The sequence below is a fragment of the Paenibacillus glycanilyticus NBRC 16618 genome (assembly GCF_004000805.1).
In the GTDB taxonomy this organism is placed as follows: Bacteria; Bacillota; Bacilli; order Paenibacillales; family Paenibacillaceae; genus Pristimantibacillus; species Pristimantibacillus glycanilyticus.
In genome coordinates this window covers 86,971-111,026 of record NZ_BILY01000018.1, presented here as the reverse complement: position 1 = coordinate 111,026, position 24,056 = coordinate 86,971, and the positions used below count along the sequence as shown (strand labels likewise).

The window sequence follows — 24,056 nt, the reverse complement described above, 5'->3', positions numbered from 1 at the left end:
GGGAGAAAAGGAAGCTGAAGGTAGCCGTTACGGGAGCAAACGGACAGCTGGGACGCGAGCTCGTCCTGCTAGATACCGAAGGCCGATTCGAGATCATTGGATTAAGCCGCACGGAGCTTGATATTACGGATTTGGAGCAATGCCGCAGCGTATTAGCCCGGCTTCGTCCGGATGCCGTTATTCACTGCGCGGCCTATACGGCAGTAGACAAAGCGGAAGCGGAGCCGGATGAAGCCTTCCGGATTAACGCTGCCGGTACGCGCAATATAGCCGTCGCGGCAAGAGAAGTTGGCGCCAAGCTATGCGCGGTAAGCACCGATTACGTATTTGACGGAACGGGAACGGTTCCGTACAAGGAGCATGACCAGACTAATCCCCGGACCGTATACGGTCAGTCCAAGCTGGCGGGCGAGCAGGCCGTGTCGAGCCTTCATGACCGGTATTTTATCGTCAGAACCTCCTGGGTATTTGGCGCTTACGGCAATAACTTCGTAAAAACGATGCTGAAGCTTGCTTCGGAGCGGGAGCAGCTAAAGGTTGTAGCGGATCAGTGGGGTTCCCCGACATACACCAGGGACTTGGCTATTTTTCTGCTGGAGCTGGTAAGAACCGATTACTTCGGCATTTATCATGCTTCTAATAGCGGCATCTGCACCTGGTTTGATTTTGCGAAGGCCATTATGGAGGAAAGCGGCAGCGGCACGAGGATTGAACCTTGTACGACGGAAGAGTATCCAAGGCCGGCTCCCCGCCCGCATTATTCGGTTATGGATCACGGCGCGATTCGCAGCAACGGATTTAAGCCGCTTCCGCACTGGCGGGAAGCGCTTCTTCATTATTTATCCAACCCTCGTATGGGGGGGTAACAGCCTATCTGCCGGAACTGCCGGCAGATGGGCTGTTTTTGTGTTCTTAAAGTATACGCTTATGACAGGTCGACCACACTAAGTGAATGGGTATTTCAGGGGATATCAGTAATGGGGTGAGAGGATGATCGGTTGGCTTACGGCAATAATTCTATTTTTATTCCTGTATAGCGCTCAGCCTGCCGTCATTGTATGGATCGAAAGGCGTCTTCCCGCGAAGGCGGTCGCATGGATCGTCATTTCCCTGGCCGTTCCTGTTCTTGGATTTGCGGGGTATTGGTTGGTGGGCCGCTCGAGACGCGTCAAGGAAGGACAAGCCGTCTCGAGAGAATACGAACAAGCTGCCGAGCGGTTATCTATTTGCGCCGCCGGTCCGGGCGAGCTTGGGCAAGCCGGCCTGCTGGAGCAGGAACAGCTGCTTCGTCTCCTGCGCTTTAGCTCCGGCAGACCGGTTACGCTGGGCAACCAAGTGAAGGTGCTGACAAACGGGAGGGAGACGTTCGCCTCTATATTAGAAGAAATGAAGAAGGCCAGTCATCATATTCATCTGGACTATTACACGATTCGCGATGACGGGATTGGCCGTGAATTTCTGGATATCCTGACCGCCAAAGCCGAGGAAGGCGTTGAGGTTCGCGTATTGTATGACGGAATAGGAAGCGTCAAATTGAGCAAGCGGTATGTCCGGGAGCTCAAGCGGTCGGGCGTGCAGGCAAGCTGTTTTTCACCGCCGGGGGCGGCTTTGCTCAATCGACTCCTGAACAGCCGCAATCATAGCAAGATTGTCGTGATTGACGGGAGAGTCGGATTCGTGGGCGGCATCAATATCGGAGACGAGTATTTGGGCAAGGATAAGAAGCTTGGCTTCTGGCGGGATACGCAGCTTCGGCTTGAAGGGGATGCGGTTTATTTTCTGCAGGAGCTGTTCATGAAGGACTGGGAGCTGGCCGTCAAGGAACGCCTGCCGGTGAATGCCGGTTATATGCCCGAGCATGATCCGGATGAAGCTTTGCAGGAGCCGGTGTTAATTGTGTCCAGCGGGCCGGACCGCAGCGGAGAGCCAATTCTGGAGACGGCGTTTGCTGCCGTGAAAGCGGCCCGCACAAGCGTCTATATATCAACGCCGTATTTTATACCGGATGAGAGTCTGCTGGCCGTACTCGGGAGTGCAGCAAAGAGCGGGGTAGACGTACGGTTGATCATTCCCGGTATTCCCGACACGAAGCTCGTTCTAAAGGCGACCTTGTCGTTTGTAGAGCGGATGCTGGAAGCGGGTGTCCGGGTGTATCGTTACCAGAAAGGCTTCATTCACGCTAAAGTGATGATCGTGGATGAGCTGCTTGCGGTAGTGGGGACGGCCAATATGGATATGAGAAGCTTTCACAGCAACTTTGAGCAAAATGCGGTAATGTTCGACGCCGGGACGATCATGCATTTGAAGCGGGATTACGAACAGGATCTGCTCGACAGCCGCGAGCTTGATCTGGAAGGCTTTCGGCAAAGACCGAAAAAGGAAAAGGCAGCGGAAGCCGCTGCCAGGCTGTTATCGCCGCTCTTGTAAAGAGCGGCTTATTTTTTAGCGTGGATAAAGCTGAGCACATGCTCCAAATCCTGCGGCTGCTCCAGATCGATCAAATCGCCGTAACGCTGCAGACGTTCTCCGATGTTCAGAAGATGGAAGTCGGCCGGCTTTATGCCTCCGGCGTACACTTCTTCCCACTTGAGCGGCGTGGAGACGGGGGCGCCATAGCGAGCTCTTGGCGTATAAGGGGCCGAGATGGTTTTCCCCTTGTAATGCTGAAGATAATCGACATAGATCAGATCGCCGCGGTTTTTGGTCAGCCGCTCGACGGTGAACAGCTGCGGATAGGCGCTGGATAAGTAGTCTCCGACAAATTGACCCAAGCCTCTCAGCTCATCGAAGGTATACTTCTGCTGAATCGGTACGACAATCTGGACGCCCGTTGCCCCCGAGGTCTTTGGAACGGATCCGATCTTCAGCGATTCCAGCAGCTTCCCGACAAGCGCGGCCGCTTCGATGATACGCGGTTCCTCCTCGCGGGAAGGGTCAAGATCCAGAATCCATTCTGTAGGATAGTCCGGATTGCTGATCCGGTCGAAGGAAGCATGGAATTCCAGGCAAGCCAAGTTGCCAAGCCATAGCAGAGTCGGAAGGTTATCGAGATGAATATAGGAGATCCCTTCGTTTTCGGCGATACGGACGAAATCCGGTTTGGGTTCCGGACAGTTTTTCTGATAAAACGACTTGCCCGCATAACCATGCGGATAACGGATAGTCGTCAAATAACGGTCCTTGCAATGCTTAAGCAAAAAAGGCGACAGCAACGCGAGCTTCTCCAAATAGATCAGCTTGGTAATCCCATGTTCGGGCCAAAGCGGTTTTTCCGGATTGGTGACGGTTATTTCCCGTCCTTCCACCATGACCGTTGCGGGCCGCTTGGCAGATGCGCTTGTCTTGTTCATGAGGGGCCTCCTGCTGGTTTTAGACCAAAGGATACAAGCTTGGGATGCCTTAATAATCCGGCGGATGTCAGCTCAAGTCCGGTAACGCGGCAAGGAAGCGGGGACGGCAGCCAGATCACGCTCTCGCCCTTAAGCTCAGCCGGCAGAGCCGGGAAAGGCATCGGCCACGAGGGGGCATCGCTTCTCCGCAGCTGCAGCATTTGGCCAAGCGCATCCCGCATGGCTTCGTCGAGGCCAAGCGAGACGCTGCCGATAAAACGGCCCTGATCGGACATGATCAGGCTGGCTGCACGGCCGTCGCGGCGCTTAACGCCTACGATGCCAACGTCAAGGAGGAGAGCCCGTTTCTTTTTCAGCCAATCGCGATGAGCCTTGCCTTCCTTATAAGCACTATCCAGCCGCTTGCTGACGATTCCTTCCCACTGATGGTCATCGACCCATTTCCATAAAGCATCCGCATCGGTATAGAGATCGGCTATAAGAAGCCGGTCGGATTGGATGGTTCTCAGCTTGGCAAGCAGCCGTTTATGCCGCTCCGCATAGGGGAGCGGGCGCAAGTCCTCCTCACCGTCCTGCAGCAGGTCAAAGAGAACATACAGCACTTTCCCTTTGCTTGAAGACGAAGAGAGATCCCCGCCAAAGCTGCGTTCACGGCTTAGCACCATTTGGAAATTCGGACGTTCGCCATCGTAATAGACAATCTCTCCGTCCAGCATGCAAGGGCCAAGAGCTTGCGCCTGCTCCTGCAATGTCCGGTGGATTTCCGGGTAAACGGCATTTTTGTTCAGCAGCTTGCGCGAGAACAAGTCAATCCTGCCGTCATCGTGAACCGTAGCAACGATTCGGACGCCGTCCCATTTGATCTGGTAGATCCAGCCGGACTCCTTGGGGATATGATCATCCGCGACAGGAATCATCGGCTCGGCAGGCAGCGTAAAGACCGTCATTAAGAGACGGTCTCCTCTGCTTTAGGCTTCTTGGTTCTAGGTTTGCGCGGCTTTACAACCGGTTGGTCTGATGCAGCTTCAGGAGCTGCAGCCGCAGGCTTGCCTGCACCGGTATCGAGACCTACTCCGCCCGGAGGCAGCTTGGCTGCATCAAGGCTAGCTTGCAGGGCGGCCATCAGATCAAGCACATTCGTTTGCTCCTGCTGAGGCGCTACGCGAATTTCCTGGCCGGCAACTTTATTATTGATAGCCTGAAGCATGTTGGCTCGGTAATCATCGGTATATTTGGACGGTTCGAACGGAGTGGACAGCTGCTCGATAAGAAGCTTGGCCATCGTCAGTTCTTTGTCGTTAATGGTAAACGATTCGGGAATGCCGGGAACATGGGAGATCGAGCGGATCTCATCCGGATAATAGATCGTTTCCATCGCCAGGCAGTTATCAATAACCCGGATAGCGGCCAGGCTGCTTTTCGAACGGATCGATACTTTGGCTACGCCAATCTTGCCGGTATCGGACATGGCTTGAAGCAATAAGCCGTAAGCGTTGCTTCCCGCTTGATCCGGGGATAAATAATACGTCTTCTGGAAGTAGACCGGATCGATTTCCTCAAGTGCGACAAAATCAAGAATTTGAATCGTGTGGGATTTTTCTCCGGCCAGCTGCTCTAATTCATCCTTCTCGAACAGCACGTAACGGCCTTTCTCATACTCGTAACCTTTAATGATATCGTCCCATCCCGCTTCTACATCGCAATTCGGACAGCGCCGAACATAGGCGATCGGACTGCCGCAAGGCTTGTGAATCATGCGAAGCGAAATATCTTTATCCTCCGTGGCGGTGAACATTTTCACCGGCACATGGACAAGCCCGAAGCTGATTGCGCCTTTCCACACCGTATGCATCTGGTTACTCCTCCTAAAATGAATTTCTTTATGCCTTCTCTTACTCTTATTGTTCCCGCAATGCATGAGAATCAATCAATTCGGGTATATTTTGCTTGAACCAATAACGCATGCAGCAGGGAGGAGCGAACCGACTATGATGGAATTCGACGACTTGGAAAACAACGAAAAGCCGCCGGCAGACAAATGGGATGAAGGCCGCGACAATTACTTTATGGATATTGACCGTATGGTGAATGAGGGCTTGGGCGGAGGCACCGTGTCCGAGCATAACGGGTTAATCGATGAATCAACTACCGATTACATGGTTCCTGAGACAAAAGACTGACCTGCAAAGGCAAGTGCATAGGAGGCCCTAAAGCGAATGGACGTAAACCGTGCCAAGCAAATTTATAATTCCGAGGAATCGATCAAGGTTCATCTTGATGACGGAAATTCCGTATGGATTGAGCATGTGGATGAAACAAGCGGTACAGCGACCGTGCAGGTCGGAGGACATTCCAAGACGGTAGCCGTAGACCGTTTGCAAGAAGGATAAGGTTGAATGGAGAAAGCCGTCAGGTGTTAGCCTGGCGGTTTTCTTTTTTTTTTAAAATATAGTAAATCATTCTCATGAACAATTTGTAAAAAAATTGAAACCTTCGTCCCTTTTCTATCGTCTATACTAAGGTGTATTTTTGGAAGTGATTTCTAAATTAGAGAAGGTGAGGAAAAGGGGTGAAGACATCAATGAAAGGCAAGCTGCTTGCAACGGTTCTGGCGCTCAGCTTGCTTCCGGTTGGAAGTCTTGCTTACGCGGCGGACTCTTCCGTAACAACGACAGCTGTTGCCTCCACGGGCACGGGAGCAAGTACCGCCCCGGGCGGCGTTCTGGACGAAAGCCTGGCGAAAATTTCGAAGGATGAGGCAGTCGAACGTTTCCGGAAGCTGTTCCCTGAACTGAAGGATGCCGAGGTGAGAAGCATTGACCTTGGTAATCCGAATCAATATCCGCCAAGCAACGAAATGGTCTGGACGATACAGTGGAACGTGTCCGTCGAGAACGGAAGTTATGGATTTGATTCCAGAATTGACGCAATCACCGGGGATATCATTACCTATTATAATTCGCTCCCTAAGGAAGAAGCTTATTATCCGGCAAAAGTATCGAGAGCAGAGGCTGAGAAAATCGCCAAGCAGTTCATTTTGGTTGCTTCTCCTTCCATGAAGTCGACGGACAAGCTTCAGCTTAAGCCAGTCGAGAGCGATTATCCGCAAGCTTTGTTTGGCCCGGTACAGTACAGCTTCAGCTATCAGGCTCAAGTAAACGGCATTCCGACAACAAGCAATCAAATTCAAGTGGTTGTTGACGGTAACGGGAATATTAATAGTTATTACGGTTTTAGCACGGGTACAGATTACCCGTCTTCGGATACAACCCTGACCGCGGAACAAGCCGCCGAAAAAATGAAAAAGGAATTGAAGCTTCAACTGGCCTACGTTCCGGGTGCCGACTATTACGCGAACCAAACGAATACATCAGCTTACCGTCTTGGTTATGTTGCGGTTAGCGGGATAGGCTTGATTGATGCGAAGTCGGGCAAGTTCCTCGATGATCAGGGTAAGGCCATCGATTCTTTTCCGGCAACCAGCTACTCCGCTATCTCTTCTTCGGCAGCTCCCTTCAAGCCTCATACGGGAGCGGAATTGACCAAGGAGGAAGCTATTGCGGTTGTGACTGCGATTACCGGTAAGGCAAACGCGGAAGGAACCCTACAAGCATCGACCAGCACGGACCGCGACGGCCGCAAGACTTGGTCGATTTATAGTGGCAGCCCGTTTGGCGGTATTCAAACCCATGCAACAGTGGAAGCGAAAACTGGTCAATTAATCGATTATTCGACTTTTTCATACCCAACCGGTGATTCCTCCGCCGCGGATCAAACGGCAGGGAAGCCGTCGATTACGGAAGCGCAAGCAAAGGCAAAAGCCCAGGATCTCGTCACTTCGTTATATCCGAATGCCTCCGGCAGCCTAAAGCTGGTCGACCGCTCGGGAACGGGTTCCTATAGTCCGGACACAGCCTTTATCTACAGCTTCCAGCAGTTCTATAAAGACAAGCCGATTCAGCCTTCAGCCGTTCAAATCAATCTGGATGGACAAGGGAATCTTACTAACTATTATAATTCCACTACACCGGCGGACAAGCTAAGCAAGCTGGATTCCTTAACCGCGAAACTGACGGAAGAAGAAGCGCTTAAGCTATACCGGGACTCGATTAGCGCCGAACTGCAATACAGCACAATCGGAGGCAACTATGTGGATGGCAAGCTCCAAGAGCAGCAAGTGAAGCTTGTGTATATGCCTAAATTAACCGACGACAACAACTGGGGAGTTATTGTCAATGCGGTTACCGGCAAGCTGGAGCAGCAATATATTTTCCCGGGCACAACGGTGCAGAAGGGTGAAATTCCGGCAGACGCGAAGAAGCATTGGGCGTCCAAATCGCTGCAAGTCATGTTTGACTATGGCATTATCAAGCCGGCAGCCGACGGACTTATTCACCCGGACCGGACCGTTAACAACGGAGACTGGGTGAATATGCTGCTGGCCGGCTTTACGGGAGGACAAAGCTATACGACTCCGCAGAAGCAGCGGTTTGCAGACGTTCCGGTCGACAGCGAATATGCTTCGGCGGTCGAATACCTGGTGCAAAGAGGCTTCCTGAAAGCATCCCCAACGCAAAAGCTGCATCCCGAGCAGGCTCTAACGCGCGGCGACTTGGCGGTATGGCTGACCAAATTGCTCAAATACGATAAGTTGTCCGAGTTTATGTCCGGAGATACCGATGTTACCAAGCTGAAGGATGCTGCCCAAATCAAAAATAAAGGCGCCGTAACGATTGCGATGAAGCTAGGCCTGTTAACGGCCGAGAACGGGAAGTTTAACCCGAACGCCGCGGTTACGAAGGCACAGATCAGTATCGTTCTGCTAAGACTTGCAACCTTGCAGGACAAAGTGGATGCGCCGATCATGAACAGCAATTATTATTGATCGTTTATAATATGAAAAAGCTGCCGGATTCCTGCAATGTCATTAAGTTAAGGCTTAATGACATTGCGGTCTCCCGGCAGCTTTTATCTTTATCCCCCGAATGCATCGCGGAATGCCCAGCGGAGTTTGACGATATCCACGTCCCACAGCTCGGCGATATCGCCGGCAACGTTCTCGTCCCACCAGTCGGACAGAACCTTGCGGTTTTTTTCGTTCTCCGCAATAAAGAGCAGGTTCATAATGACCTTTTTGTAATACAATTCTTCGGCCTGCTCCATTTTTTCTTTGGGTACCCATACCTTCAACCGTTTGACGGTTCGATACAGTTCATTGCTGCAGGCGCGGCGGATTTTTCGTGCGGACGGCAGGCCGGACGTATGCTTCTGGGTAGTTGACTTCATCGTGAACCGACTCCTCTCTAACTCATAAATATGCGCCCGAGTTTGAGACGGTCACTTCATTAGCCGCGTATTACTGTTTGTTAATGGACTTCGATGTAGCCGACCATCGGTCCGCCATTGTTCATATCGGTATGAACCTGGCATATAATGGGGTAGGTGCCGGCCTGCTCAGGCGTAAAACGGACAACCGTGGTTTGTCCTTTCTTTACCTCGCCTTTAATGCCGAGGCCTTCAATGACAAACGGGTGGCTGCTGCCGTTAACGCCGCTGATGCGTAGCTCGACAGGCTCGCCCTTGCGGAGGCTGACGGTGCCCGGATCCCAGCGGTATACCTCCAGCTTTTTGCCGTCTTCGGTCGTTGTGCTGAATTCGCCCGTAACAAGCTGGAAGGTCTGCACCTTTGTCGGCTGGCTGCTTGCCGTGCGCGCACGGTCCCAGCTGAAATAGACGGCTGCCAGGAGGATGATAAGCAGGGCAAATGCAAATAGCTGTACATGCTTTTTATTAATGATAAATACACGCGGCATTGGGACTCCTCCTCTTAATCTTTTAATGGGGAACGGTTTCGAAGTTATGCTAGTGTATGCGGAGGCCTGTCCCGGCATGACACCTTTCGTCGCATGGACAAGCCGGACTTCAGCCGGGTAGATGCTTATCCGCTCCGTATGGTAGAATACAGTCAATTGCTATTATTTAGGTTGGGGAAGGCGGGATGGAATGGATTTAATAAAGGATATATTGCACGAAATTTTAGTATGGATTGAAAGCCTTGGTTACTTCGGGATACTAATTGGATTACTCATAGAGGTGATTCCAAGTGAAATAGTATTAGGTTTCGGCGGGTACTTGGTGTCGGAAGGGAAAATATCGTATCTGGGCGCGATCATTTTCGGCGTGCTTGGCGCGGTTGGGCAAAACTGGATTTTGTACGCGATTGGAAGATTCGGCGGCCGTCCTTTGGTCGAGAAATACGGCAAATATATTAAGATCAAGATGAAGCATGTGGATATCGCGGAAGGCTGGTTCAAGAAATACGGAGCGGGTATCGTTTTTACCGCCCGTTTTATCCCGGTTATGCGCCAGGTTATCTCGATTCCGGCAGGAATGGCGAAGATGAACTTCGGCTTGTTTACGCTGCTTACGGCGCTCGCCTCCATCCCTTGGACGATATTATTCGTTCATTTGGGCAAAACATTAGGTGAGAATTGGGAAGATGTCGACCAGAAAGCCGCTCAGTACGTACAACCGGCTATTCTGATTGCTATAGCTTTACTGATTGTCTATGTGGTATACAAGTTTATTCGTTCCAGAGGCAAGTCTGTATAATAAAACGGAAAGAGGGATGAACATGAGCAGAAGCGTAGCCGACAAATTAAACAGAGGGATTAGCCCGCAGCAGTTTGTTGAAGGAATGACGAAGAACAAGGAAGCATTCCAAGGCTGGTACGATAAATTTGAATGGGCGAACGAAAGCGACCGCGAATTTTTCGAATCGCTCAAAAGCCGCAATGACCTGCGCGTCTTTATTCTGATGGCGGATTGGTGCGGAGACGTTGTCCGCAATATTCCGGTTGTGTTCCGTGCGCTGGAGACGGGAGAGGTTCCGGTTGAGGTTCTTATTATGGAAGAAAATCTCGATACGATGGATCAGTTCCTCACGATGGGAGGCCGATCCGTTCCGGTTGTTATCTTAACCGATGCGGAAGGCAAGGCGATACACGGCACTTGGGGACCAAGACCAACCTACGTTCAGGAACCGATGGTGCTCTTCAAGAAAGAAAACCCGGACCGCGAAGCAGCGGACTACCAGGACAAACTTGCGGAAACGCGGAAAGAAATTATGCGCCGTTACGGCGAAGGCACCGGTTATCACGCTTTGGTTGTACAGGAACTTAGAGCGTTGATTGAATCGGTGTAAACGGATTAGATTGGAGTATTGCGAACATGCGTATTGAAACGTTTACGCTTGGCCCGCTGCAAACCAATGCTTATCTATTGACGGAAAAAGATGAGCAAAGCGGCGAAGAGCGCGGAATTATTATCGATCCGGGAATGGGGCCGAAGCGGCTGCTGGACCGGATCGCCGGAGTTAAAGTTGAAGCGATACTGCTTACTCATGCCCACTTCGATCACATGGGCGGCGTAGAGGAAGTAAGAACCGCTGCGGGCTGTCCGGTGTACATTCATGATCTTGAGGCGGATTGGCTGACGGACGCCCGCAAGAACGGCTCGATGCGGTGGTCGGACGTGACGCCGCCGCTGACGACAGGTCCTGCCGAATACGCGCTGGACGAAGGGCAGACGCTTAATTTTATCGGTCATACGTTTAAAGTGCTGCATACGCCCGGTCATTCTCCGGGTAGCGTAAGCTTCCTTTGCGGGAATGATATTTTCTCGGGAGATGTTCTGTTCCGGCAATCGGTTGGCCGGACTGATCTGCCGGGCGGCCGGGAGCGGGATTTGTTCGATTCGATTCAATTGAAGCTGTATAAGCTTCCGCCTGAAGTTAAGGTTCATCCGGGACACGGTCCCAAAACAACGATTGGCTTTGAAATGGCCAATAACCCTTACGTGAGATAATTTCTTAGACGAACCGCCGGCTGATTCTGCCGGCGGTTTGCTGCTTTTTGGGCTTCGTGTTTCCGGAAATATGGAAAAGCGGTTTCAAATCTGAGACAATATAGTTATGGCCTTTTTGTAAATGAAAAGTTTGAAGGGACGGTGCAGTTGTTTGGCAGATACTAAAGTAAAGCAAGTGGAAGAGGAAGCAACAGGCAAGCGGACAACCGAGCAGGTTGCTGCCGAGAATGATCAAATCATAAAAAGCATGGCGTCGCAGCTGTCGATTCCGATTACGAAAGTGAAGTCGGCTGTGGCTCTGCTGGATGAAGGCAATACGATTCCGTTTATCGCGCGATACCGGAAAGAGATGACCGGCGAGCTTGACGAGAATGATCTCCGGGCGATTGAAGAACGGCTGCAATATATGCGCAATCTGGAAGACCGCAAACGCGAAGTAATCCGTCTGATTGATGAGCAGGGCAAGCTGACCGATGAGCTTCGCCGCTCCATCGAGGGTTCGGGCAAGCTGCAGGAAGTCGAGGATCTGTACCGTCCTTATCGGCAGAAGCGCAAGACGCGCGCCAGCGTAGCGAAGGAACGCGGGTTAGAGCCGCTTGCCTTGTGGCTGTGGGCTCAGCCCCGCCAGGGCGAACCGCTTGTCGAGGCGGCTAAATATGTGAATGAAGACAAAGGCGTAGCGTCGGCAGAAGATGCGCTTCAAGGCGCAATGGATATCCTGGCGGAAAATATCGCGGATGACGCAGCAATCCGTTCCTGGGTGCGGAAGCATACCTTTGACCAGGCGCTGCTTAAGACCGAAGCGAAAAACGCGGATGCCGAATCCGTCTATGAGATGTATTACAGTTATCAGGAGCCGGTCCGCAAGCTGCCGCCGCACCGCGTCTTGGCAATCAATCGCGGGGAGCGGGAAGATATTCTTCGCGTTTCGTTCGAACTTTCCGCGGAACGGATTCATGAGTTTATTCAGCGCAAAGTGCTTCGCCAGCAGACGGCGCCCGCCGTGCGCGATGTATTGGCAGCTGTTATTGAGGATGCATACAAACGGCTCATTTCCCCTTCGATCGAGCGTGAAGTACGCGGCGAGCTGACGGAGAAAGCGGAGGAGCATGCGATCTCCATCTTCTCGGAAAATCTGCGGAACCTGCTGCTTCAGCCCCCTGTGCGCGGCAATGTGGTATTGGGCGTTGACCCGGCATACCGGACAGGCTGCAAGCTCGCCGTTATTGACGATACGGGCAAGCTGATGGAAGTAGCCGTCACTTATCCGACTCCTCCCAATAATAAGGTCGCGGAAGCGGAAAAAATCATTAACGGTCAGATTGACCGTTACGGCGTATCGCTTATCGTTATCGGCAACGGGACGGCTTCCCGCGAGACGGAGCAGTTTATTGCCGGCTTGATCGGCAAACGCAAGGCAGCCGGACAAGGCGAGCTGAAATATATAATCGTAAGCGAGGCAGGGGCAAGCGTTTATTCCGCATCCAAGCTAGCGGCGGAGGAGTTCCCGGATCTCGACGTAGCCGAGCGCAGCGCGGTGTCCATCGCGCGCAGACTGCAGGATCCGCTCGCCGAGCTTGTGAAGATTGAGCCCAAAGCGATTGGCGTTGGGCAATACCAGCATGACGTCAGCCAGAAGCGGCTCGACGAAAGCCTTGGCGGCGTAGTCGAATCCGCGGTTAACCATGTTGGCGTAGACGTAAACACGGCATCCGCGTCGCTGCTTTCTTACGTTGCGGGCATTAATGCAACGATTGCGAAAAATATCGTGAAGTACCGGGAGGAGAACGGCAGGTTCGCAAAACGCGGCCAATTGCAGAAGGTGCCGCGGCTTGGCGCGAAATCTTACGAGCAATGCATCGGCTTCCTGCGCATTCCGGAAGCCGCAAATCCGCTGGACAGCACGCCGATTCACCCGGAATCCTACGATGTTGTCGGCAAGCTGTTTGCCGAGCTTGGCCTCAAGCAGAATCAGCTTGGCACCGAGGAGCTGAAGGAGAAGCTGTCGGGAATCGATCCCGCAGCCATTGCGCCTTCGCTTGGCGTAGGGGTGCCGACCTTGAAGGACATTATCGACAGCTTGCTGCGTCCGGGGCGCGACCCGCGCGAGGAGCTGCCGCCGCCGATCTTCCATACCGATGTTCTCAATATCGAAGATTTGACACCGGGAATGGAGCTGCAAGGAACCGTACGGAACGTAATCGACTTTGGCGCCTTTATCGATATTGGCATCAAGAACGACGGCCTTGTCCATATTTCGCAGATGAGCGATAAATTCGTGAAGCATCCGATGGATGTCGTATCCGTGGGCGACAATGTCACCGTATGGGTGCTTGGCGTTGACTTGAAAAAAGGCAGGGTGTCCCTTACCATGCGCAAGCAGGCATAATTTCGGGCTTGCTGACTTCATATTTTGGACTCTATAATACAGATGTGCCTCTAAGATCCTACTAAGGAAGGAGAGGATGAACATCATTATTCAGCCCGATAACCATTCCATTCAAACGGAAAAAGAACGGTGCAGCAGCGCTCCGAATCATAAATGGTTCGGCTTGTCCTTGCAGGCGCTTGTTGTGTTATCCCGCAAACCCAATGCTTGTACCAGCGCGGAGCTTGCGGGACATATGAAGTCGGAAGCCACGATGCTGCGGCGCGTACTGGCCAAGCTCGCCAGGGAACAGCTGCTTGAGACAAGGGAAGGCCGCGACGGCGGTTACCGATTAAAGCGTGCCCCGGAGACCATCACGCTTGCCGATGTTTATTTGGCTCTGCGCGTAGGTGAGCCATTATGCAGCGGAATGCTGGATACAACCGGAATCCATGATTTCGGTCAGGAGATGCGGGTCGCTTTTATGGAGATAACCGACGAAGTGGAACGAAGGACGCTGGAAGTGCTGCGGCAGGTTACGATTGCTCAGCTCTCCGAGAGGATTTGCACACTCAAGAATGGATTTGAATAGTTAAAGATGACGGCGGGAAAAATAGTCACACTATCCCAGTTGACTTTCCGCCGTCTCGATTTTATACTGTTATCAAAACTGTTACAGATGCGAGCGTACTTACAGCATAAAAGGCCCTTAAGCATATTTGTAACTGTGTAAAATTATTCGCAGTTTAATCTGTGGTTTATTTCTCACAGTCGTCATTCTATTATGCCTTTTTTTGATTTTAACTGAGCAATCTGGCACACAGATCATTTAATTATTGGAGGGAACCAACAATGGCTATTGAAACACAAGTTGGCAAGGATTTTACGGAAGTTCTGACATCCCGTCGTTCTGTTCGTCATTATGATCCATCGTTCAAAATCTCGGATGAAGAAATCAAAGAAATTCTCGAGCTTGCAACTAAAGCACCGTCTTCGGCAAATACGCAATCCTGGCGCTTCCTGGTAATCACGGACCAAGCGCTGAAAGATCAATTGCTCCCAATTGCGAACAACCAGCAACAGGTTGTAGACGCATCGGCCGTTGTAGTCATTCTTGGAGATCTGGAGTTCTACACCAAGCTTGGCGAAATCAACGGAGCGGCAGTTAAAGCCGGCTACATGACGGAAGAGATTGCCCAGCGCTTTACGGATCATTACACAAACCTGTTCCCTTCCATTCCTAAGGAGCGCGTGACGGAGATCGTTGCTTTTGACGCCGGTCTTGTATCGATGCAAATTATGCTTGCGGCTAAATCCAAAGGGTATGACACTGTACCGATGGGCGGTTACGACCGCGATAAGCTGAAAGCTTTCTTCGAAATTCCGGACCGTTACCTTCCGCTTCTTGTTTTGCCGATCGGCAAAGCAAAAGAGGAAGGCCGTCCAACCGTACGTCTTCCGCTCGACGATATCACGTTCTGGAACAGCGTAAAATAATTCCGGACGCAAAAACTCCCGCAGCAGCAAGCTGGCGGGAGTTTTTTGTTAAGACTTTAATGAAGAGTTATTTCGGGACGGCTTTCGTCTTCGTTTTTTGTTGTTTGCTTGCTCCGATAGAAATACCAGCATTCATTCAGCAGTTTAATCTGCCTAAGGTCCTTCTTCTGAAAAGCGCGCATCATTTGATTGCAAAGCCATTGCGGCATTCGTATCTTCTCCTTCCGGCCATACCTGATGTACTACTACAGTATGGAGAAGGGCGAATGTCCGTGCAGGTCCATTTTTAGAGTTCTTCATCCTCGTACCATTGTTCAAGCTGGGCTTGCAGGGCGCGAATCTCGGTGAGCAGGGCAATCAGCGGGTAAGCCGATTCCTTAACGGCTGCGAAATCGCGTTCCAGCTCATTAATGTAGTCCAGACCGGAGACGATCCGGATCGAGCTGTCATGCAGCTCGACATTGTCGCATTCCGCGACCGCGTACGGCAGCTGAGGCACGTGGTCGGCGGTAAGCTTGTCAATCTCTTTATGAAGGCGCAGGTTCAGCGCGCTGAGCTGGTAAGCATGGGTTTCCGGCATCTCGACAAAGAAAATTGGGCTGCTGCCGTTCATAAGGACGTAACGCATTGTAGGCATGGTGAAAATAAACTCCCCTCGTAGGCCATCTATAATGATTTCTACTTGACAGTGTAGCGTATGAACGCTTTAAAATTCAAGTACTGGGGGAGAATACTATGACCATGAAAATGACAGACGGCCAGCTGCAGCAGTGGGTTGAGCGCGTATCGCTCGAAAGCTTTGGACGACCCTTCATCCATCAGGCGACCTTTAACGGGCGTTTGAAGGCAACGGGCGGGCGTTATTTTACGAAATCGCATAACATCGAGATCAGTCCTCATCAGTTAGTAGCGTTTGGCGAAGAAGAAACCGAAAAAATTATTAAGCATGAGCTTTGCCATTATCATCTTCATATTATGAAGAAAGGGTACCAGCACAGGGATGAGGATTTCAAAAAATTGCTCGCTTACGTCGGCGGTTCCCGTTACTGCAAATCGCTGCCGGAGAGGGCGGCAAAGGCGCCAGCCCCTTACAAATATAAGCTTGTTTGCCTCAGCTGCGGCACCGAATATCCACGTAAAAGAAGGCTTGATCCGGCCCGCTATGCATGCGGAAAATGTCGCGGAAAACTTTTTTTTAAAAACGCTTGACCTTCGGAAATGACCGTGATATATTATTACTTGTCGCCGCGGTAAACAAGCGGTTGAAACGATAAAGAAAAGCAAGTGATTCAAGTATTCCCTGATAGCTCAGTTGGTAGAGCACTCGACTGTTAATCGAGTTGTCACAGGTTCGAGTCCTGTTCGGGGAGCCATGGAGAGATACCCAAGTGGCTCAAGGGGACCCTCTGCTAAGGGGTTAGACTGCGTAAGTGGTGCGAGGGTTCGAATCCCTCTCTCTCCGCCATAATTTTCTTGGTGGACAAGTCGCTCGAGAGAGATGACGATAGCAACAACAAGTAAGCAAGGCCCGTTGGTCAAGGGGTTAAGACACCTCCCTTTCACGGAGGTAACAGGGGTTCGAATCCCCTACGGGTCACCATTTCCTTTAATGTAGCGGCTCTCGAGAGTTCGTTTTACAGCATGAGAGCCATTAGCTCAGTTGGTAGAGCACCTGACTTTTAATCAGGGTGTCGAAGGTTCGAGTCCTTCATGGCTCACCATTTACTTCTCCCTCGAAGTGATGGTATGAAGGGAATGAAATTAAATTGTGCGGTAGTGGTGGAATGGCAGACACGCTATCTTGAGGGGGTAGTGGGCGTACGCCCGTGGAGGTTCGAGTCCTCTCTACCGCACCATAACTTAAAAGTTCAATCCCTTACATCCGTAAGGGATTTTTTTGTGTTTTCTTTTCGAATTCGGATTTGTCTTTTGGTCTTTTGGAACAAGCGCGGCTATAATGAAAAGAATAAGCCATATATAATGGAATCTGCCGGGTGATAAGGAAAGTTCGAACAAGGAGTGATAAATCGCATGATTAAAGTGCTTGTCGTAGATGATGAAGTCAGTATCTCCAGCGCGATAGCTTATGCGCTGCAGCGTGAAGGATTTACGGTTGAGACAGCCGGTGACGGGCTGGAGGCGCTTGAAAAGGTTGCTGCCTTTAAGCCGGATGTTATGGTGCTTGATGTCATGATGCCCAAAATGAACGGCTATGAGGTATGCCGGAAGCTGGATGCGGGCAACAAACCTGCCATTATGCTGCTTACTGTTAAAAACGATATTGTAGATAAAGTACTTGGGCTTGAGCTTGGCGCCGATGATTACATGACCAAGCCGTTTGATATCCGGGAAGTGGTGGCCCGCGTGAAGGCTCTTCACAGAAGGCGCCAGATTGAAGCGCCGGAACAGGATCCGGATAAAGAGGGCAAATTGGAGCTTGGCGGCATCGTGATTGAATTGTTAAGCCGCACGGTCAGGGTTGACGGAGAGATCTGCGACCTTACGCCAAAGGAATTCGATTTACTGGCGCTGCTGGCAAAGCATCCGGACCGGGTATATTCCAGGGAAGCGCTGCTTGAGCAGGTGTGGGAGATGGATTTTGCCGGCGGTACCCGTACCGTGGACATCCATGTGCAAAGGCTTCGCAAGAAGCTTGGCGAATGGCAAGGACTCATACAAACCGTTTACGGTATCGGCTATAAAAGCACGAGGACAAACGGATGACCCGAGCTGCCGGTTCTCGGCATAAGATAAGGATTGGCTTAAAGGGTAAAATCACCGTTTTCCTCGCACTGCTGCTCGCTTTTGTAGTGGTGCTGCTCAGCATGCTGGTGCTTGCGGGTATCCGGGAGGATCAGCAGAGACGGATGGAGCAAAGCTTCTCCCAGTTGGCGAGCTCGGCAAATCTACGCGTACGAGAGGAGTATTTAACCGGTGAACGTGTGTCGCCTGACGAATTTATGGAGCGTAACGGGCAGAGCCTGGCGGTAGATCTTGGCGGACAAAGCGGCATGGCAGTGACGTTGTACAGCGCTGACGGGCAATTCGCCGGGACATCGCTGCCGGTACAGCCGGTGACCGACGTGAAGGATGCGCTTGCCCATACCGCCCAAGGGCAGGAGGCCTATATTACGCTAGGCAATCAGGTGTTGTATCTGGCACCGCTTTATAATGCCGATCAATTTCTCGGCAGCGTACAGTTTCATGGCTCGCTCCAGGATCAGAAAATGTTTTACCGCCATATTCGCGATTTGTTTATCGGGACGGGGGCTGCCGTGCTTGCAGCCGGTCTCCTGCTTGGTTATTTGTACGTCTGGAGGCAAGCTTTTATCCTTGGCAAGCTGAATCAGGCAGCCAAGGATATTGGGGAAGGCCGGTATCTGGACAAGCCTCCCGTTCGCAGGCGGGATGAGATCGGCGAGCTTGCGGAAGGCATTTATGACATGAGCGGCAGTATCTCTTCTTATGTCGACGAATTAAACGAAGAGAAGCAGAAGCTGCTCACGGCAATCAAGCGGCTGCAGGAGCTGGAGCAGCAGCAAAAGCAGTTTATCGGCAATATCAGCCACGAGCTGAAAACGCCATTAACTTCTATTCTGGCATATTCGGATCTGCTTGGCATGTATAGCGATGACCCGGTTTTGCTGCAAAATGCCCGTACCCAGATCAGCAAGGAAGCGGAGCGGTTGTATGCGCTCATCGAGAAGGCGCTCCAGCTTTCTTCGATGGATATTTACGATTTCGAGACCAATGCCTCTCGGTTCCAGGTGAAGCCGCTGCTTGAGGAGGCGCTAAGCCGTCTGCAGATGAAGGCGGAAAAACAAAAGATCTCGCTTTCTTCCGAGTTAAAGGATGACCTCGTATGGGCGGATCAGGATAACCTCATGCATATGGTTACGAATTTGCTCAGCAACGCGATAAAGTATAACCGCCCCGGCGGATGGGTTCGGCTTGCCAATCATTCGGAAACGGAAGCCTCCGGCCAGCGGCGTGTCATAATCGAGGTCGTGGACAGCGGTATCGGCATACCGGAAGAGTTTCAGAACCGGATCTTCGACCCGTTCTTTACCGTTAGCGACGACAGGTCCCGGGAAACCGGCGGTACAGGGCTAGGCTTAGCTTTGGTAAGGAGCTTGGCCGAGAAGCAGCACGGTACCGTCAAGCTGGCCGAATCAGGACCTAACGGCTCCCGATTCGTCATCTCTTTGCCTGGTGAGCCTATAGCCATAGAGCAGACGGAAGAGTAAACAACAAGCCTGGACATTGGATAGTCCGGGCTGCTTTTTATTTTGGGCATTCTAATAAAAAGTTGTTACAACTTGGATACAATTCAGATATGTTTTCGACATAGAGGCCTTCTATACTTATGGAAACTGGTATAAATCCGGGGGGATAACGATGAAACAGATCATGAAATTAGGCGCCGTGCTGTCGCTCGCAGCCGCACTTGCTGCGTGTTCCTCTATTCAAAGTGGTAATCCATCGAATAACAGCAATAATTCAAATAAACATGGGGAATTAACGGTTGTCAAAAACCCAGAGAAGAAACCAACCCAGGAAGTTATGGTAGAGCGGATTCATCGCTTTGAGGGTGCAAGCATGGATAAATGGCTGTCCGATGATCAGGTGCAGCTTGTGTACACCAAGCTTGTCAAGCAGGCTACGGCTACGGAAGAAGCAAAATTTGAATACCATACCGCAAGCGTTGATTTAAGCAACAACGAGCAGAAATCGGCTGAAGAACCGGTGAAGAACATTCAATTAATCCAGAAGGAACAGCCGTCTCCCGACGGCAAATATGTATTCATTCAGCAGTGGAAGGATAAATATACGGCACGCAATTTTATCAAGGAAATGAGCACCGGGACGATGACCGAAATCAAGGGAAGCAATTACTTGGAGAACGGCGGCTGGCTGAACGATACGACGTATGTTCTGGCCGCGGGCTCGATGAACGGGCTTGGCGATATCCGCCAGATTACCGTTGACGGAAACGTAACGCTTCTGAAGCTGGATGACCCGGCACTTGGGGATCAGCCGTTTGTGAATTTCGGAGTCGGCCAAGGTCGCATCTATTACACGGATGATAACCAGACCCTCAAGCAGTTTGCGCCAGATGCTGTGAAGCCGACCGAGCTTGTCAAGCACGCGGTCACGTTCCAAGTATCGCCGGACGGCAAGCATCTCGCGGTCGAAATCCAGAAGCAAGCCGGGAAGGTGGGCAGCGAGCTTCGTATTTTCGACTCGAACGGAAGCGCGGAAGGGCTCTCCATTGCGAAGGGCGATTTGATTCCGTATATCGCTTGGTCCCCGGATTCCTCCAAGCTGGCGGCTGCGCTGTATACCGAGAATCAGAGCGGAATGAACGGCGTTTATATTTTCGACTCGGCAACGGGCAAGGTTTCGCCGATTGGCCCAAGCTATTTTCCGCAATATCCGTTAAGCTGGAATCCTTCGGGTACGAGGCTTGGCGTATCGGTCGCCGGCAAGGACGATATGCCCGTCACTCATATCATTGATTTTCAATAAGTAAGGAGTGCAGGAAAACCGGATCAGACGATCCGGTTTTTTTGTGCCCATCGAACTAGCGAAGGAGAGCGCGGATGAAAAATTTGTTTACAGGTTCGTTACAAGCCCGAAATTTTTTGGAGATATCAACGCTCTATACTGAAGTCAGTAAGGAGCTTCAAACAAAAAGAAACAGGTTATAAAAAGACAGAGAAAAAAGGTTAGAAGTTCGGAAATAAAAAACAAATTCAAATTCAAAGGAGATAATTAAAATGAACAAAAACATGAAAAGAACCGTCGCAACTATGATGATCGCGGGTATGACGGTATCCGGAGCAGCAGGCGTATACGCCGGCACAAGCATGGAAAAAATCAGCGCGTTCCTGAACCACAGCATCGGCTTTAAAATTAACGGCAGCACTTATATTCCAAAAGACGAGAACGGCAAAACGCTTGCGCCAATTACTTATCATGACACCACTTACCTTCCGGTTCGCGCGCTTTCGAACGCACTGAACACGCCAATCCAGTACGACAGCAAAACGAACACAATCTACATCGGTACAAGCACAACCGATCAATGGGTCTTGGCAAACTACACGGCGGCACAGCTCGATGAGATCAAGAAAGCATTCGCCGGCTTTGAAGGGTTCGAAACGGCTTACGCTCCGCAAATCCTGATCAAAGGCGACGCTTTGCAAAAAGTAGCGGCAACGAATGACGGCGTAAACCTTACCTTCAAGAATATGACGGTAAACGTATCGCCGCGCGATTACTCCTTCGAATACGACGGTACGAACGTAACGCTATCCAATGGCGCTAAAGCAAAATGGTACAACGTAAACGGGACTGACATGCTTACCGTAAAAGTGGATGACCGTTACGTAACGGTTAGCTCGCCAAGCAAAGCCTTGAGCAAAGCGCAAGCGGAAAAAGTAGCGGCTGCCGTAACTAGCATTGGCGCCGTGCAATCCGATATGGCATCTGTATCGTACACGGCCGCTCAACTGGATGAAATGAAAAAAGCGTTCGCCAACTTTGACGGCTTCGAAGCAGCATACGCGCCGCAAGTAACGGTTAAAGGCGATGCGCTGCAAAAAACGGCAGCTACCGCTGACGGCGTAAACCTTCTCTTCAAAAACATGACGGTAAACGTATCGCCGCGAGATTACTCCTTCGAATACGACGGCACGAACGTAACGCTGTCTAATGGAGCGAAAGCGAAATGGTACAACGTAAACGGCACGGACATGCTGACTGTGAAAGTAGATGACCGTTACGTAACGGTTAGCTCGCCGAACAAAACGTTGACCAAAGCGCAAGCGGAAAAAGTAGCGGTTAGCGTAGCTAAAGTTGGCGCTGTGCAAACCGATCTGGCAACCGTAGCGTATACGGAGGCTCAAATTAAAGCCATTAAAGACGAATTTGCGAAATTCGACGGCTTTACGGCGGCTTATGTCCCAACAAAAATGGCGAAAGACGACGCGTTCCAAAAAGTAGCGGGCGGAGATTCCGTCAACTTCTGGTTCAAGCACATGAACGTTCAAATCTCGCCGCGCGACTATTCGGTTGGTTATGACAGCACAGCTGTGACGCTGCCTAACGGGGTAAAAGCAAAATGGTTTACGCCAAGCAGCACGCCTATGCTGAGCTTCCAAATCGACGACCGTTACGTAACTATCAGCTCCGCTGATAATAGTCTGACTAAGGCTCAAATCGAGCAAATCGCAACAGGCGTAGCGAAACTGAAATAAGTTTTTCTTTCTGCAATCCCCGCGCGGCTTCCCAGCTGTGCGGGGATTTTTTTGTCCCCAAAGTATCGGTACGGCTTGGACAGAAAGGTTTACAGCTTCGTTACAAGCTCGAAATGGTTTCGAGATAACGCGAATCTATACTGAAGTCTGTAAGGAGCTTCAAACAAAAAACAAATTCAACCTTAAAGGAGATTATAAAGATGAACAAAAGCATGAAAAGAACAGTCGCAACGATGATGATCGCAGGCATGACGGTATCGGGAGCAGCCGGCGCGTTCGCCGGAACAAACATGGAGAAGATCAATGCGTTCCTGAACCACGGCATTGGCTTCAAAATCAACGGCAGCACGTATATTCCTAAGGATGAGAACGGCAATAAGCTTTCGCCAATCACGTATCATGACACGACTTATTTGCCGGTTCGCGCATTGTCCAACGCGCTGAATACGCCAATCCAATACGACAGCAAAACAAACACCATCTATATCGGCACAAGCACAACGGATCAATGGGTATTGACGAATTACACGGCTGCCCAGCTTGATCAAATCGTAAAAGCATTTGCCGGTTTTGACGGCTTCGAAGAGGCATACGCTCCGCAAATGATGATCAAAGGTGATGCTCTTCAAAAGGTAGCGGCAACAAGTGACGGCGTGAACCTGCTTTTCGCCAATATGACCGTCAACGTATCGCCGCGCGACTACTCGCATGACTACGACGGTACAAACGTAACGCTGTCTAACGGCGCGACAGCTAAATGGTACAACGTAAGCGGCCAAGACACGCTGACTGTTAAAGTAGACGGCCGATACGTAACGGTCAGCTCGCCAAACGGGAAGCTGAACAAATCCCAGGTAGAAAAAGCGGCGGCAAGCGTAACGAAGGTAGGCGTTGCTCAATCCGATCTGGTAAAGGTTTTGTACACAGCAGCGCAGCTTGATGAGCTCAAAAAAGCATTTGCCGGCTTTGACGGCTTCGAAGCCGCTTATGCCCCTCAAATGATGGTTAACGGCGATGTTCTGAAGAAAACCGCAGCAACCGAGGACGGCGTAAACATCATTTTTGAGAATATGACGGTGAACGTGTCGCCGCGTGATTACTCCTTCAAATACGAAGGCACAAAGGTAACGCTGTCTAACGGCGCAACAGCGAAATGGTACACGTTAAACGGTACAGACATGCTGACGCTGAAAGTAGATGACCGTTACGTTACTTTAAGTTCGCCAAACGCTAATCTGACTCATGCACGCTTGGAAAAAGTAGCCGTTACCGTTACAAAAGTAGGCGCTGCCCAATCCGATCTGGCAAAGGTAACGTATACGACCGCTCAAGCAAACGCGATTAAAGACGAGTTTGCGAAGTTCGACGGCTATACAACAGCTTACGCTCCATCTTTAATGACGAAAAATGATGCCTTCCAAAAAGTAACGGGCGGAGATTCCGTTAACTTCTTGTTCAAGCACATGACCGTTCAAATTTCGCCGCGCGATTACTCGGTTGGTTACGACAGCACAGCCGTTACGCTGCCAAACGGGGTAAAAGCAAAATGGTTCAAGCCAAGCAAAACCGCTCTGCTGAGCTTCCAAATCGACGACCGTTACGTTACCGTCAGCTCCGCGGATAACAGCCTGACTAAGGCTCAAATCGAGCAGATCGCAACAGGTGTAGCGAAATTGAAATAAGCACCATTCGTAAACTCCCCGTGCCGCCTTC

The 24,056-nt window shown here is 51.0% G+C and carries 24 protein-coding genes and 5 tRNA genes; 22 read left to right on the top strand and 7 right to left on the bottom strand.

The window, feature by feature from the left end; all coding sequences use genetic code 11:
* Window positions 1-14 precede the first annotated feature (14 nt).
* On the top strand, window positions 15-866 hold the full coding sequence (rfbD, locus tag PGL01S_RS16310; protein ID WP_127495675.1) for a dTDP-4-dehydrorhamnose reductase: 852 nt from the start codon (window positions 15-17) through the stop codon (window positions 864-866).
* Between the two features lie 124 nt (window positions 867-990).
* Entirely contained in the window at window positions 991-2,427 is a 1,437-nt protein-coding gene (gene cls, locus PGL01S_RS16305; protein ID WP_127495655.1) for a cardiolipin synthase, read from the top strand.
* Window positions 2,428-2,435: 8 nt separating this feature from the next.
* Here the strand turns inward: cls and ligD are convergent, their stop codons facing one another.
* Genes ligD through ku form a run of 3 tightly spaced genes read right to left on the bottom strand, consistent with a single transcriptional unit; the run spans window position 2,436 to window position 5,202 of the window.
* Window positions 2,436-3,350, bottom strand: a complete 915-nt coding sequence (gene ligD / locus PGL01S_RS16300; protein ID WP_127495654.1) for a non-homologous end-joining DNA ligase — start codon at window positions 3,348-3,350, stop codon at window positions 2,436-2,438.
* A complete protein-coding gene (locus tag PGL01S_RS16295; protein WP_127495653.1) occupies window positions 3,347-4,297 on the bottom strand; it encodes an ATP-dependent DNA ligase in 951 nt (316 codons plus the stop codon). Before PGL01S_RS16295 ends, ligD begins: the two co-directional genes overlap by 4 nt.
* Window positions 4,297-5,202, bottom strand: coding sequence for a non-homologous end joining protein Ku (gene ku / locus PGL01S_RS16290; protein WP_127495652.1), 906 nt, complete (start codon window positions 5,200-5,202; stop codon window positions 4,297-4,299). Before ku ends, PGL01S_RS16295 begins: the two co-directional genes overlap by 1 nt.
* 139 nt (window positions 5,203-5,341) lie before the next feature.
* On the opposite strand from ku, the gene PGL01S_RS16285 reads away from it, so the two are divergent.
* The 3 genes from PGL01S_RS16285 (at window position 5,342) to PGL01S_RS16275 (ending at window position 8,235) form a co-directional block, all read left to right on the top strand.
* Complete coding sequence (locus tag PGL01S_RS16285) at window positions 5,342-5,530, top strand: hypothetical protein (protein ID WP_127495674.1); 189 nt, start codon at window positions 5,342-5,344, stop codon at window positions 5,528-5,530.
* A 36-nt stretch (window positions 5,531-5,566) separates the two neighbouring features.
* On the top strand, window positions 5,567-5,740 hold the full coding sequence (locus PGL01S_RS16280; protein WP_127495651.1) for an H-type small acid-soluble spore protein: 174 nt from the start codon (window positions 5,567-5,569) through the stop codon (window positions 5,738-5,740).
* Window positions 5,741-5,919: 179 nt separating this feature from the next.
* Window positions 5,920-8,235 carry a YcdB/YcdC domain-containing protein gene (locus PGL01S_RS16275; RefSeq protein ID WP_127495650.1) on the top strand — a complete coding sequence of 772 codons (2,316 nt, stop codon included), beginning with the start codon at window positions 5,920-5,922 and terminating at the stop codon, window positions 8,233-8,235.
* Window positions 8,236-8,324: 89 nt separating this feature from the next.
* Here the strand turns inward: PGL01S_RS16275 and PGL01S_RS16270 are convergent, their stop codons facing one another.
* On the bottom strand, window positions 8,325-8,636 hold the full coding sequence (locus tag PGL01S_RS16270; protein WP_127495649.1) for a dehydrogenase: 312 nt from the start codon (window positions 8,634-8,636) through the stop codon (window positions 8,325-8,327).
* 80 nt (window positions 8,637-8,716) lie between these two features.
* Entirely contained in the window at window positions 8,717-9,163 is a 447-nt protein-coding gene (locus PGL01S_RS16265; protein ID WP_127495648.1) for a cupredoxin domain-containing protein, read from the bottom strand.
* A gap of 190 nt (window positions 9,164-9,353) precedes the next feature.
* Between PGL01S_RS16265 and uptA the strand changes: the two genes are divergently transcribed.
* From uptA to PGL01S_RS16235, 6 genes are all read left to right on the top strand, one after another.
* The gene (uptA, locus tag PGL01S_RS16260) at window positions 9,354-9,962 is read left to right on the top strand and encodes an undecaprenyl phosphate transporter UptA (RefSeq protein ID WP_127495647.1); all 609 of its coding nucleotides are present in this window, start codon (window positions 9,354-9,356) and stop codon (window positions 9,960-9,962) included.
* Window positions 9,963-9,984: 22 nt separating this feature from the next.
* Window positions 9,985-10,554: a thioredoxin family protein gene (locus PGL01S_RS16255; protein ID WP_127495646.1), complete on the top strand. Its 570-nt coding sequence runs from the start codon at window positions 9,985-9,987 to the stop codon at window positions 10,552-10,554.
* A 26-nt stretch (window positions 10,555-10,580) separates the two neighbouring features.
* Window positions 10,581-11,216 (top strand): MBL fold metallo-hydrolase, encoded by a 636-nt coding sequence (locus PGL01S_RS16250; RefSeq protein ID WP_127495645.1) that lies wholly within the window; start codon window positions 10,581-10,583, stop codon window positions 11,214-11,216.
* A 151-nt stretch (window positions 11,217-11,367) separates the two neighbouring features.
* Complete coding sequence (locus PGL01S_RS16245) at window positions 11,368-13,605, top strand: Tex family protein (RefSeq protein ID WP_127495644.1); 2,238 nt, start codon at window positions 11,368-11,370, stop codon at window positions 13,603-13,605.
* 76 nt (window positions 13,606-13,681) lie between these two features.
* A complete protein-coding gene (locus tag PGL01S_RS16240) occupies window positions 13,682-14,176 on the top strand; it encodes an Rrf2 family transcriptional regulator (RefSeq protein ID WP_244935617.1) in 495 nt (164 codons plus the stop codon).
* Window positions 14,177-14,436: 260 nt separating this feature from the next.
* Window positions 14,437-15,081, top strand: a complete 645-nt coding sequence (locus tag PGL01S_RS16235) for a nitroreductase family protein (protein ID WP_127495643.1) — start codon at window positions 14,437-14,439, stop codon at window positions 15,079-15,081.
* Between the two features lie 56 nt (window positions 15,082-15,137).
* Here the strand turns inward: PGL01S_RS16235 and cmpA are convergent, their stop codons facing one another.
* Together cmpA and PGL01S_RS16225 are read right to left on the bottom strand one after the other, a co-directional pair.
* The gene (cmpA, locus tag PGL01S_RS16230; RefSeq protein WP_015846520.1) at window positions 15,138-15,290 is read right to left on the bottom strand and encodes a cortex morphogenetic protein CmpA; all 153 of its coding nucleotides are present in this window, start codon (window positions 15,288-15,290) and stop codon (window positions 15,138-15,140) included.
* 77 nt (window positions 15,291-15,367) lie between these two features.
* A complete protein-coding gene (locus tag PGL01S_RS16225; RefSeq protein WP_127495642.1) occupies window positions 15,368-15,718 on the bottom strand; it encodes a hydrolase/acyltransferase in 351 nt (116 codons plus the stop codon).
* 110 nt (window positions 15,719-15,828) lie between these two features.
* Between PGL01S_RS16225 and PGL01S_RS16220 the strand changes: the two genes are divergently transcribed.
* The 11 genes from PGL01S_RS16220 to PGL01S_RS16170 all read left to right on the top strand — a co-directional run bounded on the left by PGL01S_RS16220 (window position 15,829) and on the right by PGL01S_RS16170 (window position 24,025).
* Window positions 15,829-16,290, top strand: coding sequence for a SprT family protein (locus PGL01S_RS16220; RefSeq protein WP_127495672.1), 462 nt, complete (start codon window positions 15,829-15,831; stop codon window positions 16,288-16,290).
* 88 nt (window positions 16,291-16,378) lie between these two features.
* Window positions 16,379-16,454: transfer RNA gene (locus PGL01S_RS16215), tRNA-Asn, on the top strand.
* A gap of 1 nt (window position 16,455) precedes the next feature.
* A tRNA-Ser gene (locus PGL01S_RS16210) sits at window positions 16,456-16,546 on the top strand.
* 60 nt (window positions 16,547-16,606) lie between these two features.
* Window positions 16,607-16,681: transfer RNA gene (locus PGL01S_RS16205), tRNA-Glu, on the top strand.
* 45 nt (window positions 16,682-16,726) lie between these two features.
* Window positions 16,727-16,802: transfer RNA gene (locus tag PGL01S_RS16200), tRNA-Lys, on the top strand.
* Window positions 16,803-16,851: 49 nt separating this feature from the next.
* Window positions 16,852-16,937 (top strand) — tRNA-Leu (locus tag PGL01S_RS16195).
* A gap of 175 nt (window positions 16,938-17,112) precedes the next feature.
* Window positions 17,113-17,805, top strand: a complete 693-nt coding sequence (locus PGL01S_RS16190) for a response regulator transcription factor (protein ID WP_127495641.1) — start codon at window positions 17,113-17,115, stop codon at window positions 17,803-17,805.
* A complete protein-coding gene (locus PGL01S_RS16185; protein WP_127495640.1) occupies window positions 17,802-19,328 on the top strand; it encodes a HAMP domain-containing sensor histidine kinase in 1,527 nt (508 codons plus the stop codon). Before PGL01S_RS16190 ends, PGL01S_RS16185 begins: the two co-directional genes overlap by 4 nt.
* Window positions 19,329-19,479: 151 nt before the next feature.
* Window positions 19,480-20,610, top strand: a complete 1,131-nt coding sequence (locus PGL01S_RS16180) for a hypothetical protein (RefSeq protein WP_127495639.1) — start codon at window positions 19,480-19,482, stop codon at window positions 20,608-20,610.
* A 251-nt stretch (window positions 20,611-20,861) separates the two neighbouring features.
* Complete coding sequence (locus tag PGL01S_RS16175; RefSeq protein ID WP_127495638.1) at window positions 20,862-22,343, top strand: stalk domain-containing protein; 1,482 nt, start codon at window positions 20,862-20,864, stop codon at window positions 22,341-22,343.
* Between the two features lie 200 nt (window positions 22,344-22,543).
* Entirely contained in the window at window positions 22,544-24,025 is a 1,482-nt protein-coding gene (locus PGL01S_RS16170) for a stalk domain-containing protein (RefSeq protein ID WP_127495637.1), read from the top strand.
* The last annotated feature ends 31 nt before the right edge of the window (window positions 24,026-24,056 follow it).

Excerpts from the sequence above, each read along its gene's own strand:
- uptA (WP_127495647.1), top strand. The coding sequence starts at position 9,354 with ATGGATTTAATAAAGGATATATTGCACGAAATTTTAGTATGGATTGAA.
- ligD (WP_127495654.1), bottom strand. The coding sequence starts at position 3,350 with ATGAACAAGACAAGCGCATCTGCCAAGCGGCCCGCAACGGTCATGGTG.
- PGL01S_RS16190 (WP_127495641.1), top strand. The coding sequence starts at position 17,113 with ATGATTAAAGTGCTTGTCGTAGATGATGAAGTCAGTATCTCCAGCGCG.
- PGL01S_RS16295 (WP_127495653.1), bottom strand. The coding sequence starts at position 4,297 with ATGACGGTCTTTACGCTGCCTGCCGAGCCGATGATTCCTGTCGCGGAT.
- PGL01S_RS16270 (WP_127495649.1), bottom strand. The coding sequence starts at position 8,636 with ATGAAGTCAACTACCCAGAAGCATACGTCCGGCCTGCCGTCCGCACGA.
- PGL01S_RS16225 (WP_127495642.1), bottom strand. The coding sequence starts at position 15,718 with ATGCCTACAATGCGTTACGTCCTTATGAACGGCAGCAGCCCAATTTTC.
- PGL01S_RS16235 (WP_127495643.1), top strand. The coding sequence starts at position 14,437 with ATGGCTATTGAAACACAAGTTGGCAAGGATTTTACGGAAGTTCTGACA.
- PGL01S_RS16250 (WP_127495645.1), top strand. The coding sequence starts at position 10,581 with ATGCGTATTGAAACGTTTACGCTTGGCCCGCTGCAAACCAATGCTTAT.
- PGL01S_RS16285 (WP_127495674.1), top strand. The coding sequence starts at position 5,342 with ATGGAATTCGACGACTTGGAAAACAACGAAAAGCCGCCGGCAGACAAA.
- ku (WP_127495652.1), bottom strand. The coding sequence starts at position 5,202 with ATGCATACGGTGTGGAAAGGCGCAATCAGCTTCGGGCTTGTCCATGTG.
- PGL01S_RS16280 (WP_127495651.1), top strand. The coding sequence starts at position 5,567 with ATGGACGTAAACCGTGCCAAGCAAATTTATAATTCCGAGGAATCGATC.
- PGL01S_RS16240 (WP_244935617.1), top strand. The coding sequence starts at position 13,682 with ATGAACATCATTATTCAGCCCGATAACCATTCCATTCAAACGGAAAAA.
- cmpA (WP_015846520.1), bottom strand. The coding sequence starts at position 15,290 with ATGCCGCAATGGCTTTGCAATCAAATGATGCGCGCTTTTCAGAAGAAG.
- PGL01S_RS16185 (WP_127495640.1), top strand. The coding sequence starts at position 17,802 with ATGACCCGAGCTGCCGGTTCTCGGCATAAGATAAGGATTGGCTTAAAG.
- PGL01S_RS16220 (WP_127495672.1), top strand. The coding sequence starts at position 15,829 with ATGACAGACGGCCAGCTGCAGCAGTGGGTTGAGCGCGTATCGCTCGAA.
- PGL01S_RS16255 (WP_127495646.1), top strand. The coding sequence starts at position 9,985 with ATGAGCAGAAGCGTAGCCGACAAATTAAACAGAGGGATTAGCCCGCAG.
- PGL01S_RS16265 (WP_127495648.1), bottom strand. The coding sequence starts at position 9,163 with ATGCCGCGTGTATTTATCATTAATAAAAAGCATGTACAGCTATTTGCA.
- PGL01S_RS16175 (WP_127495638.1), top strand. The coding sequence starts at position 20,862 with ATGAACAAAAACATGAAAAGAACCGTCGCAACTATGATGATCGCGGGT.
- PGL01S_RS16170 (WP_127495637.1), top strand. The coding sequence starts at position 22,544 with ATGAACAAAAGCATGAAAAGAACAGTCGCAACGATGATGATCGCAGGC.
- PGL01S_RS16180 (WP_127495639.1), top strand. The coding sequence starts at position 19,480 with ATGAAACAGATCATGAAATTAGGCGCCGTGCTGTCGCTCGCAGCCGCA.
- cls (WP_127495655.1), top strand. The coding sequence starts at position 991 with ATGATCGGTTGGCTTACGGCAATAATTCTATTTTTATTCCTGTATAGC.